The organism is Knoellia sinensis KCTC 19936, assembly GCF_000768705.1.
Taxonomy (GTDB): domain Bacteria; phylum Actinomycetota; class Actinomycetes; order Actinomycetales; family Dermatophilaceae; genus Knoellia; species Knoellia sinensis.
This window is the reverse complement of record NZ_AVPJ01000006.1, coordinates 57457-72988: the sequence shown is the minus strand read 5'-3', so window position 1 is coordinate 72988 and position 15532 is coordinate 57457. Positions and strand designations below refer to the sequence as shown.

Below are 15532 nucleotides of genomic sequence, written 5' to 3'. Positions count from 1 at the left end.
CGTACGAGGGCAGCGCTCACGCCCCGACCACCGGGCGAGGGGCGAGACCGCTCAGGGTGACCGCGGTGGCGACGGCCGCCAGCGCGGCCTCGGCGCCCTTGTCCTCTCTCGAACCCTCGAGGCCCGCGCGATCCAACGCCTGCGCCTCGGTGTCGCACGTGAGGACGCCGAAGCCGACCGGCACCCCCGTGCGCGTGCTCACGTCGGTGAGCCCGTGCGTCACTCCGCTGCAGACGTACTCGAAGTGCGGAGTCCCACCGCGGATGACGACACCGAGCGCGACCAGGGCATCGTGCGTGGGCGCGAGTCGAGCCGCCGCAACCGACAGCTCGACCGTGCCGGGAACGCGGATCACGGGAGCGTCGGGAATCCCCGCCTCGGCGAGCGCCTTGACAGCGCCCTCGATGAGCCCGTTCATGACCACGTCGTGCCAGGAGGCCGCGATGACAGCGACCTTCAGGCCGGTCCCGTCGACGGTGACCTCGGGTGCTCCGTCCTTCATGCGCTTGCCTCCGTGCTGTCGTGCGAGTCGAGAACCAGGTCGTGACCGAGGCGGTCCCGCTTGGTCCGCAGGTAGGCGGCGTTCGTCGCCACTGGGGCCACCTGGAGCCGCTCGACGGTCGCGACCTCGATCCCGGCTGACCGCACGGCCGTGACCTTGTCGGGATTGTTCGTGAGCAGCCGGACGGCGCCGATCCCCAGATCGTGAAGGATCGCGGTCGCAGGCGCGTAGTCGCGCGCGTCCACCGGCAGGCCGAGCTCTTCCTGCGCGGCGACGGTGTCAGCGCCCCTGTCCTGCACGGCATACGCGGCCATCTTGTCCGCGAGCCCGATGCCGCGCCCCTCGTGCCCACGCACGTAGACGACGACTCCGCCCTCACGGGCGACGCGGGCCTGCGCGCGGCGAAGCTGAGGACCGCAGTCGCAGCGGGCCGAACCGAAGACGTCTCCGGTGAGGCACTCGCTGTGCAGTCGGGTGAGGGCAGAACCCTCCCCGAGACCGAGTGGGCTCACGAGGGCCAGGTGCTCGTCCCCCGTCAGGGTGTCGCGGTAGGCGTGCACGGTGAACGTGCCATCGGGAGTGGGCAGGGTGGTCGTCGCGTGCCGGACGACGCGGTCGTGCCGCTGTCGGTGGGCGACCAGCTGCTCGATGGTGATGACGGGGAGGCCATGCTCCGCCCCGAGCTCGAGGACCGCCGGCAACCGCATCATGGTGCCGTCGTCGTGGGTCAGTTCGGCGATGGCACCGACTGGGGCGAGTCCGGCGAGGTGGCAGAGGTCGACCGCCGCCTCCGTATGGCCGCCACGCACCAGAACTCCGCCGTCGCGGGCCCGGAGGGGAACCACGTGTCCGGGTCTCACGAAGTCGGTGGCGGCCGCACTCGTGTCAGCGAGCAGCCGCACGGTGTGGGCACGATCGGCCGCGCTGATCCCGGTGGTCACGCCTTCGGCCGCGTCGACGGTGATCGTGTATGCCGTCCGCAACCGATCCGCGTTCTCCCTCACCATGAGCGGCAGGTCGAGCCGATCCGCGATCTCGTCGGGCATGGGCGCGCAGACATAGCCGCTGGAGTGGCGGATGGTCCAGGCCATCCACTCGTCCGTGAGCGTCTGGGCCGACATGATGACGTCGCCCTCGTTCTCGCGGTCCTCGTCGTCCGTGACGAGGACAGGTCGCCCTGCGCGCAGGGCCGCGAGGGCCTCTTCGATCGTGGACAGAGCGGTCATGACATGGCCTCCGTCAGTTCGGGCTGGGGGTCGCGCTCGAGGCGGGACGCCTTGAGCCAGACGGTGAAGCCGTAGAGCACCAGGGCGCCGTAGACGGCATACAGAACTGCACTCGGGTAGAACTTCGCGTGAACCAACAGCGGCACCCCGACGAGGTCGACGGCGATCCACATGAGCCAGAAGTCGTTCCAACCGCGCGCCATCGCATAGGTCGCGAGCATCGATCCGACGAAGATCCAGGCGTCGCACCAGAAGTACCAGCGCGGGGCGGGCCACTCGGCCCCGATCGTCGCGAAGACCCACTGCGCAATGACGACACCGCCGAGCCAGACACCGACGTAGGCCATCCGCTCGCGAGCAGTGGCCCAGCGCGGCGTGATCGCATGGGCATCCGCGCCGCGGGCCTTGCGATGCTCCTGCCAGCGCCACCAGCCGTACAGGCTGGTGATGACGAAGAAGACCTGGCGGCCCGCCTGGCCGTAGAGCGTCTGGTGCTGCGGGTTCGCGAACGCGACCCCGAAGAACACGGTGAACAGCAGGACGTTGCCGATGATCCCGATGGGCCAGGCCCAGACTCGGCGACGCATGCCGCCGATGGCGGAGGCGAACCCGAAGACGTTGCCGACGATCTCGCGCCAGAGGATGTGCGAGCTGCCGATCGTCAGCTGGGCCTCGAAGAGGCGCTCGAGCCAGTTCATGCGGTGACCTCCGTGGTCATGGTGGGGACGGTGGTGGTGCGGGCGCCGAGGAGTCGTTCGACGTACTTCGCGAGGACGTCGACCTCGAGGTTGACGGTGTCGCCGACGCTGCGGACCCCGAGCGTCGTGAGTTCGAGAGTGGTCGGGATCAGGGAGACGGAGAACGTGTCATCAGTGACCGCGGAGACGGTGAGGCTCACGCCGTCCACGGTGATGGAGCCCTTCTCGACGACGTAGTGCGCCAGGTCCGCTGGCAGGGTGAAGGTGACGACCTCCCAGCGGTCACCGGGAACGCGGTCGAGGACGGTCGCGGTGCCGTCGACGTGGCCCTGGACGATGTGCCCACCGAATCGGGCCGAGGCGGCCATGGCTCGCTCGAGATTGACGGGCGCCCCAGCCTCGAGCCCACCGAGTGCGGTGCGCGACAACGTCTCTGCCATGACGTCGACCGTGAACCATCCCGCGTCGGCGTCGTGTTCGACGACGGTCAGACACACGCCGTTGACCGCGATCGAGGCGCCGTGGACGGCGTCACTCGTCACGAGCGGACCCCGGAGGGTGAGTCTCGCGGACGCCTCGCCCAGATCGATGCGGTCGACCTGACCGAGCTCTTCGACAATTCCGGTGAACATCAGCGGGACTCCTCGAGGATGGTGGTGATGCGAACGTCGTGGCCGATGATCCGGGTGTCGGTCGGCTCCAACCGCAGCGCGTCGGCAATGGTCGTGATGCCCAGGTCGCTCACCGACTGGCGACCACGGCCGAGGAGCACCGGGGCGACATACGCGACGATCTCGTCGACCAAGCCCTCCCCCATGAATGCGGCTGCCACGGTGGGTCCACCCTCGAGCCAGACATGGTGGATCTCGCGCTCCGCCAAGACCGCGAGGACCTCCCGCGGCGAGCGCGTGCGCAGGTGCACTGTCTCGGCCGCGGCGTCGAAGACTCGGGCCTCGGCCGGGAGTTCTCGCTGTCCCATGACGACCCGCAGGGGTTGCCGCGCGAAGAGGGACCCGTCGGGGTAGCGGGCGGTGAGCTGCGGGTCGTCGGTCAGGGCAGTGCCTGTCCCGACCACGATGGCCCCACAACGGGCCCGCTGCTCATGGACATCGGCTCGCGATTCCGGGCCGGTGATCCATTGGCTCGTGCCATCGGCGGCGGCACTGCGTCCGTCGAGGGTGGTCGCGAGCTTCCACGTGACCCACGGCCGCCCGGTGCGTTGGCGGTGCAGCCAGCTGCGGTTGAGCCCCTCGCCCTCGGCTTCGAGGAGACCGGCCTCCACAACCACGCCCTGCGTCTCCAACCACGCTGCTCCCCCGCCGGCCGCGGCGTTGGGGTCGCTCACGGCATGGACGACGCGCGTGACTCCCGCGGCGGCGAGGGCACGCGAGCACGGGTCGGTGCGTCCAGTGTGGTGGCAGGGCTCGAGAGTCACGTATGCCGTGCAGCCAGCCGCGCGTTCGCCCGCGGCTTCCAGCGCGGCGGCTTCGGCGTGAAGGGTCCCAGCGCCCAGGTGCCAACCCTCGGCGACGAGCACGCCGTCGGGGCCGACGAGAACACAACCGACGCGCGGGTTCGCGTCGAGTTCGGGTCCGTGCTTGGCGACGACGAGGGCGCGCAGCATCCACTGCTCGTCCGTCGTGCGTTGATCCTGCATGCTTCCTGCCCTCGTGCTCGAGACCTGTCGGTCGAGCTCCGGGGGATGCGTGCAGGCGGATCGGGTGCCTCCGGTCGCCACGGAGGGTGACGTCGGTGGGCACGACCCCCAAACGGGGTCCCGCTCTCACGTGCTGCCTACCATCCGGACTTTCACCGTCGGTCTGGGAGTTCCACCCAGTCAACCGGCCGCTGGCTGCGGTCGGGTCGCGGACTGTCACCGCCGGTTCGGAATTACACCGACCCCGGAGCACGTCGAGGCCAGTATGCCGCAGTCCGCCACTCGGACTGAAGCCCCAGCAGCCGTGACCTCCCCCACGAACCTGCGACTTTGTGCCCCATTGGGACACCCCCTGGCGCTCGGTGTCCCAATGGGGCACAAAGTCGCGGTCGTCAGGTGATGGTCAGGCCGAAGACCTCGAGGAGGCCGGGGGCAGCGTCCATGTCGATGCGGGCACCCTTGAGACGGTTGTCGCGCGGATCCATGGCCAGGCCACGCGTGCCCCGCAGGTCGGCGTCGCGCAGGTCCGTGTTGGAGAACCGCGCGCCGGACAGGTTCGACCCGCCGAAATCGACGCGGCGCACGGACGCCTCGGTGAAGTCGACGTCGACGAGCTGACAGTCACGGAAGGTGAAGCCGGCGAGGTCGAGCCCGGTGAACGTCGCCCCGTCGAGTCGGCACCTTTCGAATCGGAGTGGCTGCGCCAGGAGGGAGCCGGCGCCTGTGGCTGTCCAGTTCACCGCCAGCATCTTGCAGCCGACGAAGGTGCAGTCGATGAAGCGTGTGTCCGTCAGGGCGGTCATCGAGAAGTTGCAGCTCGTGAAGGTGCACTCCTCGCAGAGGCAGTCCACGAGCCCTGCGCTCTCCCACGTCAGCCCGGTGAGCTCTTGGCCCACGAGTTCCCGTCCGCGAAGCACCTCTCCCGCGGCGAGTGACTGCCATGCCTGTGCGGACACGATCAGTGCTTGTGCGACGCTGCGAGAGAACGGAGTTCGTCGACGGCAACAGCGGCGGAGTCTGCCCCGTAGACCGCGGACCCAGCGACGAACACGTCCGCTCCGGCCTCGGCGCACTGCTCGATCGTCTTGGCTGACACTCCCCCGTCGACCTGGATCCACACCTCGCCCCCGTGCCGTCGCACGGCCTCTCGAACCTGCTGGACCTTGGGCATCTGGTCCGCCATGAACGACTGCCCACCGAACCCCGGCTCGACCGTCATGACGAGGACCATGTCGAGTTCGGGGAGCAACTCCTCGTAGGGCGCCCAAGGAGTCCCCGGCTTGATCGCCATCCCCGCCCGGGCACCGGCGGCACGCAGCTCGCGCGCCAGCGTCCGCGGGTCGCGCGCGGCCTCGACGTGGAAGGTCACCGACTGCGCACCCGCCTCGGCATAGGCCGGCGCCCACCGGTCCGGGTCCTCGATCATGAGGTGGCAGTCGAGCGGGATCGGCGAGACCTTGAGAAGCGACTCCACGATCGGCAGGCCGAGCGTCAGGTTGGGGACGAAGTGGTTGTCCATCACGTCGACGTGGGCCCAATCGGCATTCGAGATCGCGTCGAGCTCGGACTGGAGGTTGGCGAAGTCGGCGGAGAGGATCGACGGTGAGATCTGCACGCGAGCAGCCTACGGGTGCGCCCCCGCGGCGAGGTCAGGCCTTCTTGCGCAGGAGCGTGAAGAACATGGCGTCTGTGCCGTGGACGTGTGGCCACAGCTGCACCTCAGGCCCGTCGCCGAGATCGTGGAGCACCTCTCCTGCCGCGTCCCGGAAGTATTCGCGAGCGTCGACAACCTCGATGTCGTCGCGTTTCTTCAGCGCATCGCGCACGACGAACGTCGTCTCGGCAGGGTGCGGGCTGCAGGTCGCGTATCCGACGAGGCCACCCGGCGCCACAGCGTCAAGCGCGCTGCGGAGCAGATCACGCTGCAGTGGCCCCAGCTGCGCGAGGTCGCCCGGCTGGCGACGCCAGCGCGCCTCGGGACGGCGACGCAGTGCCCCGAGGCCGGTGCACGGTGCGTCAACGAGAACCCGTCCGTATGCCGCAGGCTCCGCCTCTCCGATTTCCCGTCCGTCCGCGGTGCGCACTTCGAGGTCGAGGTCCGCCTCCGCAGATCGGGCTGCGACTGGCTCGAGGGTGCTGCGCACGAGATCTGCTCGGTGCTCGCTCACCTCGACGGCGACCAGATCGGCTCCGGCCTCCAGTGCAAGCGCACCGAGGACACCACTCTTGCCGCCAGGCCCGGCGCACAGGTCGAGCCAGCGACGGGGGACGCCATCGGCGACCGGGGCCGTCGCCAAGGCCACGGCCAGAAGCTGCGACCCCTCGTCCTGGACCGCCGCCCGACGATCTCGGATCGCGGGAATCGCGCCCGGGTCGCCGCCGTCCAGCACGGCGCCGAAGGGCGACGTCTCGCTGGCCGTGGCACCCGCGTCGACGAGCTCGTCCACTGTCGCGAGGCCCGGACGCGCGACGAGACTGACCTTGGCTGGCGTGTTGTCGCTCTCGAGGAGCGCGCGCAGCTCGCTGTCGACGGTTTCGGCGGTGGCGCGGCCGTGCCCCAGAAGCGCACCGCGCAGAGCACTGACGACCCATTCCGGGTGGGAATACTCGACGGCGAGCGCAGCCGTCGCTCCTCCTTCGGGGACAACCTCGGACACCCACTCGTCCCGTGTGCGTTCACTCACGCGCCGCATGACGGCGTTGACGAACCCACTCGCACCCGCACCACTCACGGTGCGCGCGAGGCCGACCGTCTGGTCCGCAGCGGCGTGGGCCGGCACGCGCATCCCGAGCAACTGGTGGGCACCAAGCCGCAGGACGTCGAGGACTCCCGCGTCGATCTTGCTCGTCGGGCGACCGGCCGCACGTTCGATGACGGCGTCATAGAAGCCCTGCATCCGCAGGGTCCCGAAGGCCAGTTCGGTGGCGAAGGCAGCGTCGCGCGAGTCCAGTCGATGCCGCCGGATGATCGCGGGGAACTCAAGGTTGGCGTAGGCACCGTCGTCGACCGCGCGCAGAAGTGTGTATGCCGCGAAGCGCGCGGGTTCCGCGTGCTTCGCCCGTTCACTCGGCTTCTGTGCGGAGCGCTGGCTGCCGCGTGGACCCGAACGACCGCGTGGGCGACCGGGCTGGCGTGAGGAGTCAGGGGCGGGCATCAGGTCAGCGTAGTGGCGCGACCGAACGTCTCGCCCACGTCGATCCGGACCCCGCGGGCCCAGTCGGCCGCCGCCATGGGTTTCTTGCCCTGCGGCCGCACCTCGCCCAACGTGACGACTCCCGATGCCGTGCCGACGTGGACCGCCTTCTTGGTGGCGTGGATCTCGCCCGGCGCCAACGGCTCGGCCGTCTCGCGCGCCACCAGCGCATCCTCGGCGGCGGCCACGACTGGCCCCACTCCGACGCGCTCGCCACGGAAGGCCGTCCAGGCGCCGGGTGCCGGAGTGCACCCGCGGACGTGACGGTGCACGGCATACGCAGGGGTGTTCCACGAGATCACGGCGTCCGCAGTCGTGAGCTTCGCTGCGTGCGAGACACCTTCGGCGGGTTGCGCGACCGGGTGGAGGTCGCCGCTCTCGAGACCGTCCATGGTCGCGACGAGCAGCCCAGCACCGGCGTGTGCCAAGCGGTCGAGGAGCACTCCAGATGTGTCGTCGGGGCGGATCGTCTCGGTCATCACCCCGAGCACCGGCCCGGTGTCGAGGCCCTCCTCGATGACGAAGGTCGTGGCACCCGTTGCTTCGTCGCCGGCCATGATGGCGCGCTGCACCGGCGCGGCGCCTCGCCAGGCCGGGAGCACGGAGAAGTGGAGGTTGATCCAGCCGTGGGTCGGGATGTCGAGGACGTCCGACGGCAGGAGGGCGCCGTAGGCGACGACGGGACACGCATCCGGCGCGATCTCACGCAATCGCGCCTGGAAGTCCGGATCACGGGGGGTCGACGGCGTAAGCACCTCGAGTCCGCGCTCGACAGCCGCAGCCTTGACCGGCGATGGGTGGAGTGTGCGGCCGCGGCCAGCTCGGGCGTCCGGCCGCGTGATGACTGCCACGACGTCGTGCGGGGAGGCCAGCAGTGCTTCCAACGAGGGCACAGCAGTCTCGGGAGTGCCGGCAAAGACCAGCCTCATCGGATGCAGCAGTTCTGGCTCGTCACGCGGGCCAGTCTACGAAGCAGGTGGCCCTCACTCGTTGGCGGCCGTGAGTCGCTCGAGAGCCGCGAGGACTTCCCCGGGCCGTTCGACATGGGGCGAGTGGCCACAGCCCTCTAGGCTCGTCTCTCTGAACGCCCCACCAGCCGCGGCGTAGCGCTCGAGCACCGCTCGCGTCTGGCCCACCATGGGTTGTGGTGGGCAGGCCTCAGCGCCCGGCCAGCCGGGCACCGCGCCGAGTTGACCGAGGTAGGCCAGGTCGAACAGGGAGGTGTCGCTGACGATGGCGTCCGCCGTGCCCCACAGCCACTCGACCGGCGGCTTGGGGTCGAGCGCCACGAGATCCTCGGCCACCGAGAACCAACGCGGCGACATCGTGTTGAGAACCCCTCGCTCGCCGGGTGCGACCATTGGCCAGCTCTCGCTCGGGACCGAGTCGCCCGGGTAGTTGTCCTCACCCGTCGCGGTCGACAGGACCGTGTCGAGCATCGCCTCCTCGTCAGCCCCGAAGGCGCTCGAGTCCGCCACGTAGGCCGACAGCATCACGGCCCGTGGGCTGGTCGGCTCCTCGCCCGTGCGGTCCCCGGTCTGGAGTCGAGCGATGAAGTCCGGGTTCGCCGTGCCGCCTCCGGTGCCGGCGAAGTCCGGCGTGGTCGGCGTTCCCTCGAGATCCCTCGTCCCTCCGAACCCATAGGGCGACACCGGCGCGGTCAACAGCAGACCCGCGACCCGCTCGGGGTGATCGATGGTGAACTGCATCGCGACACCGCACCCCATCGAGTGTCCGACGACGACCACGGGGTCATCGGACCCGAAGAGTCCGGCTCCGAGGAGCGCGTGGAGGTCGTCGGCGAAGTCCCGCAGGCCACGGGTCGCGTCGACCGGGGCGGACTCGCTGTCGCCGTATCCGCGCAGGTCCGGGGCGACGATGCGGAGTGGGGTGGCGTCCCCGGCCAGGTGGTCGCGGACGAACGGCTCCCAGTACCCACCCGACGAGCAGTTGCCGTGGACGAGCAGGACGGGCTTCCCGCCCTCCGGCCCCCACGTGCGAACGTGCTGACGAATCCCACCGGCGTCGATGTAGTCACCCATGCTGCGACCGTAGGCCGTCCGCCAGCCGGAGAACCATGTGTCGCCGCACCATCTCCCCCGGCACTTCCTGTGCAGGCCGGTGACGACCCCAGACGCCACACTCGGCGTGGATTCGGTCAGGTCGTGGGGTCACGCGGGTCGAGACGGGCGGTGACAGGTGCCGAGTCCTTGCGCGCCGATCGTCTGGCTCGCATCGCCGCAACCTCGGCCGCGAGGGTCGGCCCGCCGTCGAGTGGGGAGGTCAGGACCAGCCGCTCAGTGTCACCGGTGACGGGGAGCGGGCCGAGCACGCGAACCGACTCGCCGAGTCGCATCTCCTGCACGGCGGAGTGGAGTGCTGGCCGAGCCCCCGTCAGCGTGGCGACTCGCGCACTGGGCGGCAGCCCCAGCTCGAGCCGCTCGGCGAGTTCGCGCTCGGCGAACCAGGCGGGGTCCCAACGCACGAGTGCCTCCACCGCGGGAACGGTGGTGTGGGTGGGGGCCCCGGCAAGCACCGCCACCCCGCCAGCCGCGGCGCCCCGAGTGAGGGCGACGGCTGCAGTCCAGCGCCGGAGGGCTTCTTCCGAGGCGTCCATCGAGGAGCGGTCGAGAAGAGCCCATGCGTCCAGGAGAAGGCATGCGGCATAGCCGTCGTCGGCGACCGGCTCGGCCCCGGGAGTCGAAATGACGAGGCGAGGTTTGGCATCCACATGGTCCACCACTGCGCCTGCCCCGGAGGTCGCGACCGGGATCCCGGGGAACGCTCGTCCCAGCTCCTCAGCGGTCCGCCGTGCGCCGACGACTGACGAACGCAGTCGCGGCGACCCGCAGTGGGGGCATTCGAAGCGGGTCTCGACCGCGCCACACCAACGGCAGGTGGGCGGCTGCCCCGGTCCGCGGAGTCCGAGTGGTCCCGCGCAGACGCGGCAGCGGGCCGGCCGACGGCAGTCCTGACAGGACAGCGACGGCAGGTATCCCCGTCTGGGCACTTGCACGAGCACGGGTCCGCGCGTCAGGCCGTCCTTGGCGACCTCCCAGGCCACGGAGGGAAGGTGCGCCCGGGCCGCGGCGGGGTCACGCGCAAGGTCGGTGCCCTCACCGGCGACCCGAACGCGCGCGACCATGCGCCGGAGGAGCGCCCGAGGGGCCTCGAGCGGCACGAACGAACCGTCGCCGCACCAGTGCGCGAGGGCCACGGTGCGGGTGAACCCCGCGCTGAGCAGGGCGGTCCCCTCCGCGCGTGCTCGGATGCGGGCCACCTCGCGCACCTGGGGATACGGCGCCCGGGGTTCGTCGAGAAGGTCGTCGCCGTCGTCCCACCAGGCAATGAGTCCCAAGTTCTGAACGGGGGCGAAGGCCGCGGCGCGGGTCCCGACGACCACACGCACGTGCCCACGAAGCACTTTGAGGTATGCCGTGTAGCGCGCCTGCGGCCCTTGGTCCGCCGTGAGCCGGACGTGGTGACCCTTGCCGAGCCGCTCCGTCAACATCGCCTCGACGCGCGTGACATCGCGTGCGTCGGGGACGACGATGATGCACCCCCGGTCGCCGGCGAGTGCCGCCGCGGCGGCGTCCGCAAGCAGCCGGGGCCAGTCCTCGTTCGGGTCCACCGTCGGCACGGCGAGAAGTGACGCGGCCGGTGCGTCACCAGCGGTGAGGCGAGACAGGAAGGCCAGCCCGCCGGCATACCTGCTCCAGGCCTCCGACTCGAGAACAGGAGGTGGGTCGAGTTCCGGACCGTCAGCGGACAGCGCCTTCTCGGCGGCCGCATGACGCGGGGGCACGGCAAGACGCAGCACGTCGCCGACCACACCGCCGTAGTTGCGTGCCACCTCACTCGCCGCAGACAGAACGGCCGGCGTGAGGACGGGCTCGGGCGAGACGAGTCGGCGCAGGGTGGCGAGGCGGCCCTCGTGTTCCGCCTCGGCAGCGCGGGACACCACGAACCCGTCAAGATCCTGGCCGGCGAACCGCACCTTGACGCGGACCCCCGGGACGACGTCGTCCGAGAGCTCGGCGGGCACGAGGTACTCGAAGGGGCGGTCGAGGTGGGCGAGGCCCGTGTCCACGAGCACCGACGCCACGGGATCGACCTCGGCAACGGGCACGCCGTTGGACTTCGGTTTGGGTCGCGAACGCGCGCTCGGCTGGATCAACTCCAGCTGCACGACATCCTCGGGACCGATCACTCACCGAACCTAGACCACGGTGGAGACACTCCCTGTTGGCTGCCCAGTCAGGCGGTCACGGACGCCGCTTTGGACGCCTGAGTGACCTGCCAGATCTCCTTGAGGTTCCGGGCCGCGAAGAAGGCCATGATCGCAGCACCCACGACGACACCTGCGACAAGCAACCAGATGGCAAGAACGGCGAAGACGACGTTGAGTGCCACCATGAAGCGGACGTTCTCGCGGAGCTGCCGCCACACAGTCTTGGTCGTCTCCCAGGCTCCCAACGGGCGCGGGACTCGTTCTGGTTCACGCGATGGAACCACCAGACGGCGATCCGGTTCCACCAAGGCCTCTGCCTCGCGGGCGGCCGCCTCGCCGCCCCGCCACAAGGTCGGCTCCACCCGCACACTCCATCCATCCGCGCCGATGACTTCCCGCGCACCGTCTGGGTACTGGAAAACCGCCTCGATCTCATCGCGATCGACACCACACCACTCATCGCCGCGCCCCACGACGATGCCCTCTGGCGCGACCACGAGCCGGTCACGGTCGGCTGGATAGTTCTGCGAACGGTACGTCGAGCCGCGCAGACCCTGCGACCGCGTCGCCATCTCCAGGCGCGGCATCTGGTCGGCCCAAGCGGCTTCACTGTCCACCCCGAGCAACAGGGTCGAGCGCATCTCCTCGGCCACAGCGCGAACCGTCTCGGCCGTGACCTCGTCCAATTCGGCGGCCACGTCCCCTCGCGACTGGGCCGCTCTCCCTCGGAGGTGGTCGACGGCAGCTCGATACGCGAGCATCGGAGCGTTGTAGGGGTCGGCCTGTGACTGACGGGCTTGAGCGACCAGGTCCGGAACGATCTCGTCGAGCACTTCGGATGTCGTGGCCCTCGTGAGGATCTGCAGGGTGCGGTCGACAACATGGGGAAGTAACTGGGGGCTGACGTCGGACCCTGCGAGGACCACGGCCGAGTCCGCGTCCACGGCCTCGTAGACGGACCACGGCGCGTACGCCGCACCATCCCGGACGCGGAAGTCGTCGTGGAAGAGCTTCTGCAGCGAGGCCCCGAGGAAGGTCGCAGGGGTGGATCGCCGGACCACCCCCGAGCTCGTGACACCTTGGCGCGTCACATAGACCTTGGGCAGCTCGTCCGGCTCCTCGAATGCCTGAGCTGTCGGCACCTCGTGCAAGGGGCCGTCATTGAGATGGAAGGCAAGGTCCGCGGGCGGCGGCCCGTCGAGGAAGAGCACCGCGTTGCCGGCCGTGAACCACTCCGCAGCCAGATCTGTCACAGCCTCCGCAGTGACGCGAGCCAGACCCGGTTCGCCGTAGCCCGCCAGCCCAGGACCTCGCGCGCCGTACCGGTTGAGCATCGCAGCACGTACGTCGCTCGCGCCCTGCCGCGCAGCCTCTGCGCGAAGAACCGACGCCTCACGTGCCACGTCCGCCACCTGGGGTGCGGAGAGCCACGACGTGAGTTCGCGCAGATGTGCAACGACAGCCTCATGCGGGCCGTGGGCGTCGAATTGCGTCTGCAGGAGGGACACAGAGCCGTTGACCTGAAGTGCGCCCTTGGCCCGATCATGCAAGGCGAGGTGCTCCAGAAGGTGCGTCAGGCCTGTGGTCGCCAAGGTCTCGTCCACGATTCCCCGCCGAAACAGCAGCGACGCAGCCAGCGTCGGACGCCCCGAGTCGACCCAGAAGGTCCGGACTCCGGACACGACGTCAGTGTGCAGTTCGACCATGTGAGTTCCTCCCCTGGGCGCCCTCCACGGGTTGGAGGCCGGGTCAACCTACACCGCCGTGGCGGCGCCCATCAGGAAGAGACCTCGCCAGTTCCTGCGCTACGGGGTCGCCCCCGATGCCCACGCCTGCAACAGGATGTCTGCGGTCTCGTCGGGTCGCTCAACCGCCGGAAGATGTCCGGCCCAGTCCAGTTCGATGAACTCGGCCCCCGGGATCTCACGACCGAGCAACGCGGCGATGTCCCGATGGTGTGCGACGTCGTGGGCTCCGGACACCACGAGGGTGCGTGTCTCGATCGTCCGTGGGTCAACCTCCACCCGCTCCGGCTGTGGTCCCGGTTCGAGGGCATCGGCCGCCAACTGCACTTCGAAGGCACGGCGCTGCATGCGGGCGACCTCGGCCCGGGCGGCGTCCGTGGCCTCGGGCCCCACCCAGAGGTCGACGTTCAGGGCCGTGGCACCCTCGACGTCACCCGCTTCGAGGAGTTCGTCCTCCCGGTCACCGAACGCGAGGACGACCGGGTCAGTCACCTCCAGACCGCGGTAGGCCGGGCAGACCAGCACGAGGGACTCCACCCGGTGCGGGTGACGAACGGCGAACTCCATCGCCACGCGGCCGCCGAACGACGCACCCACGACAGCGGCTCGGTCGATACCCAGGGCGCCGAGCAGGTTCGCGATGTCATCGGCGTCGGCGTAGGCCTCCCCTGGCAGGGCGGACTCACCGAAGCCACGGAGATCCGGTGTCACGACCCGGTGGGCTGCGGCCAACGCAGGGACGACCGGCGACCACATCCCCCGATCGGCGACGCCGGCGTGGAGGAGGACAACAGCGGGCCCGCTGCCCTCGTCGTCGTGGGCGAGGATCAGCGGGCCTGCGGCGTGGGCGGTCAGGCTGATCAGCCCTTGACCGCGCGCTGGAGGTCCTCGACGCGGTCGGTGCGCTCCCACGTGAAGGGGTTCTCGACCCCGTCGGCCTTCGTGCGGCCGAAGTGGCCGTAGGCAGCCGTCGGCTTGTAGATCGGGCGGAGCAGGTCAAGGGCGTCGAGGATCGCCGCGGGACGCAGGTCGAAGACGGAGAGGATCGCGTTCTGGATCTTGTCCGCGGGGACGGTCTCGGTGCCGAAGGTCTCGACGTAGATGCCGACCGGCTGCGCCTTGCCGATGGCGTACGCCACCTGAACTTCGCAGCGACGCGCGAGGCCGGCAGCGACGACGTTCTTGGCGACCCAGCGGGTGGCGTAGGCGGCGGAACGGTCGACCTTCGACGGGTCCTTGCCGGAGAAGGCGCCACCACCGTGGCGGGCCATGCCGCCGTAGGTGTCGACGATGATCTTGCGTCCGGTGAGGCCGGCGTCGCCCATCGGACCGCCGATGACGAACGTGCCGGTGGGGTTGATCAGGGACCGGTAGTCCGAGGTGTCGAGGTCGGTCCCGGCGTCGGCGAGCTCCGCGAGGACCGGTGCGATGACGTGCTTCTCGATGTCGGGGCTGAGCAGGCCGTCGAGCGAGATCCCGTCGGCGTGCTGGGTCGACAGGACGACAGTGTCCAGCTTGACCGCCTTGTCGCCCTCGTAGCTGATCGTCACCTGGGTCTTGCCGTCGGGGCGGAGGTAGGCGAGCTCCTCGGACTTGCGCACGGCCGTCAGGCGCTCCGAGAGCCGGTGCGCGAGGTAGATCGGCAGCGGCATGAGCTCCGCGGTGTCGTCGCAGGCGTAGCCGAACATGAGGCCCTGGTCGCCGGCGCCCTGCTTGTCGAGCGGGTCGACGCCACCGGTGCGGTTCTCGTATGCCGTGTCGACACCCTGCGCGATGTCCGGGCTCTGCTGGCCGATCGAGACCGAAACCCCGCAGGACGCTCCGTCGAAACCCTTGGTGGACGAGTCGTAGCCGATGCCGAGCACCGTGTCGCGCACGATCTTGGGGATCTCGACGTAGGCCTCGGTCGTCACCTCGCCAGCGACGTGGACGAGACCAGTGGTCACCATCGTCTCGACGGCGACGCGGGCGCGGGGGTCCTGCTCGAGCATTGCGTCGAGGATCGAGTCGGAGATCTGGTCACAGATCTTGTCAGGGTGCCCCTCGGTGACGGACTCGGACGTGAACAGGCGTGCAGCCACCCGGGGCTCTCCTTCAGACGGAATCAGGACGCGCGAATGTGGAGACGCGCAGCCACCAAATCTATCCGGTCTCGCACCAAGGATGGGGGTGTCGCCCGTCACATGGGACATGACCGAATCGAGACCTGGCTCTGGACGGTCTGCCGGAACCTCGCGGTGCACAATGTCCCGTCATCCCGCAGACCCCCTGACCTCACT

Annotated in this window: 14 protein-coding genes and 1 riboswitch; all 14 genes read right to left on the bottom strand. The window is 69.8% G+C overall.

What is annotated here, in order from left to right; all coding sequences use genetic code 11:
• Positions 1–16: 16 nt before the first annotated feature.
• The 14 genes from ribH to metK all read right to left on the bottom strand — a co-directional run bounded on the left by ribH (position 17) and on the right by metK (position 15334).
• Positions 17–502 (bottom strand): 6,7-dimethyl-8-ribityllumazine synthase, encoded by a 486-nt coding sequence (gene ribH, locus N802_RS09580; protein WP_035915351.1) that lies wholly within the window; start codon positions 500–502, stop codon positions 17–19.
• Positions 499–1728: a bifunctional 3,4-dihydroxy-2-butanone-4-phosphate synthase/GTP cyclohydrolase II gene (locus N802_RS09575; protein ID WP_035915348.1), complete on the bottom strand. Its 1230-nt coding sequence runs from the start codon at positions 1726–1728 to the stop codon at positions 499–501. Before N802_RS09575 ends, ribH begins: the two co-directional genes overlap by 4 nt.
• Entirely contained in the window at positions 1725–2426 is a 702-nt protein-coding gene (gene pnuC / locus N802_RS09570) for a nicotinamide riboside transporter PnuC (protein ID WP_035915346.1), read from the bottom strand. Before pnuC ends, N802_RS09575 begins: the two co-directional genes overlap by 4 nt.
• The gene (locus N802_RS09565; RefSeq protein ID WP_052109741.1) at positions 2423–3058 is read right to left on the bottom strand and encodes a riboflavin synthase; all 636 of its coding nucleotides are present in this window, start codon (positions 3056–3058) and stop codon (positions 2423–2425) included. Before N802_RS09565 ends, pnuC begins: the two co-directional genes overlap by 4 nt.
• On the bottom strand, positions 3058–4083 hold the full coding sequence (gene ribD / locus N802_RS09560; RefSeq protein ID WP_035915343.1) for a bifunctional diaminohydroxyphosphoribosylaminopyrimidine deaminase/5-amino-6-(5-phosphoribosylamino)uracil reductase RibD: 1026 nt from the start codon (positions 4081–4083) through the stop codon (positions 3058–3060). Before ribD ends, N802_RS09565 begins: the two co-directional genes overlap by 1 nt.
• Before the next feature lie 126 nt (positions 4084–4209).
• A riboswitch (FMN riboswitch) is annotated at positions 4210–4340 on the bottom strand.
• 135 nt (positions 4341–4475) lie between these two features.
• The gene (locus N802_RS09555) at positions 4476–5039 is read right to left on the bottom strand and encodes a pentapeptide repeat-containing protein (RefSeq protein WP_052109739.1); all 564 of its coding nucleotides are present in this window, start codon (positions 5037–5039) and stop codon (positions 4476–4478) included.
• A gap of 2 nt (positions 5040–5041) precedes the next feature.
• Positions 5042–5698, bottom strand: coding sequence for a ribulose-phosphate 3-epimerase (gene rpe, locus N802_RS09550; protein ID WP_035915341.1), 657 nt, complete (start codon positions 5696–5698; stop codon positions 5042–5044).
• Between the two features lie 34 nt (positions 5699–5732).
• The gene (locus N802_RS09545; RefSeq protein ID WP_035915339.1) at positions 5733–7238 is read right to left on the bottom strand and encodes an RsmB/NOP family class I SAM-dependent RNA methyltransferase; all 1506 of its coding nucleotides are present in this window, start codon (positions 7236–7238) and stop codon (positions 5733–5735) included.
• Positions 7238–8206 (bottom strand): methionyl-tRNA formyltransferase, encoded by a 969-nt coding sequence (gene fmt / locus N802_RS09540; RefSeq protein WP_035915336.1) that lies wholly within the window; start codon positions 8204–8206, stop codon positions 7238–7240. The genes N802_RS09545 and fmt overlap by 1 nt, the downstream gene beginning before the upstream one ends.
• Positions 8207–8260: 54 nt before the next feature.
• A complete protein-coding gene (locus N802_RS09535) occupies positions 8261–9319 on the bottom strand; it encodes an alpha/beta hydrolase (protein ID WP_035915333.1) in 1059 nt (352 codons plus the stop codon).
• Positions 9320–9435: 116 nt separating this feature from the next.
• Positions 9436–11487, bottom strand: coding sequence for a primosomal protein N' family DNA-binding protein (locus N802_RS09530; RefSeq protein WP_084072093.1), 2052 nt, complete (start codon positions 11485–11487; stop codon positions 9436–9438).
• A 47-nt stretch (positions 11488–11534) separates the two neighbouring features.
• The gene (locus tag N802_RS09525; RefSeq protein ID WP_035915328.1) at positions 11535–13214 is read right to left on the bottom strand and encodes a peptidase M16 family protein; all 1680 of its coding nucleotides are present in this window, start codon (positions 13212–13214) and stop codon (positions 11535–11537) included.
• A gap of 99 nt (positions 13215–13313) precedes the next feature.
• Complete coding sequence (locus tag N802_RS09520; protein ID WP_245613897.1) at positions 13314–14165, bottom strand: alpha/beta fold hydrolase; 852 nt, start codon at positions 14163–14165, stop codon at positions 13314–13316.
• The gene (metK, locus tag N802_RS09515) at positions 14114–15334 is read right to left on the bottom strand and encodes a methionine adenosyltransferase (RefSeq protein ID WP_035915324.1); all 1221 of its coding nucleotides are present in this window, start codon (positions 15332–15334) and stop codon (positions 14114–14116) included. Before metK ends, N802_RS09520 begins: the two co-directional genes overlap by 52 nt.
• Positions 15335–15532 lie beyond the last annotated feature (198 nt).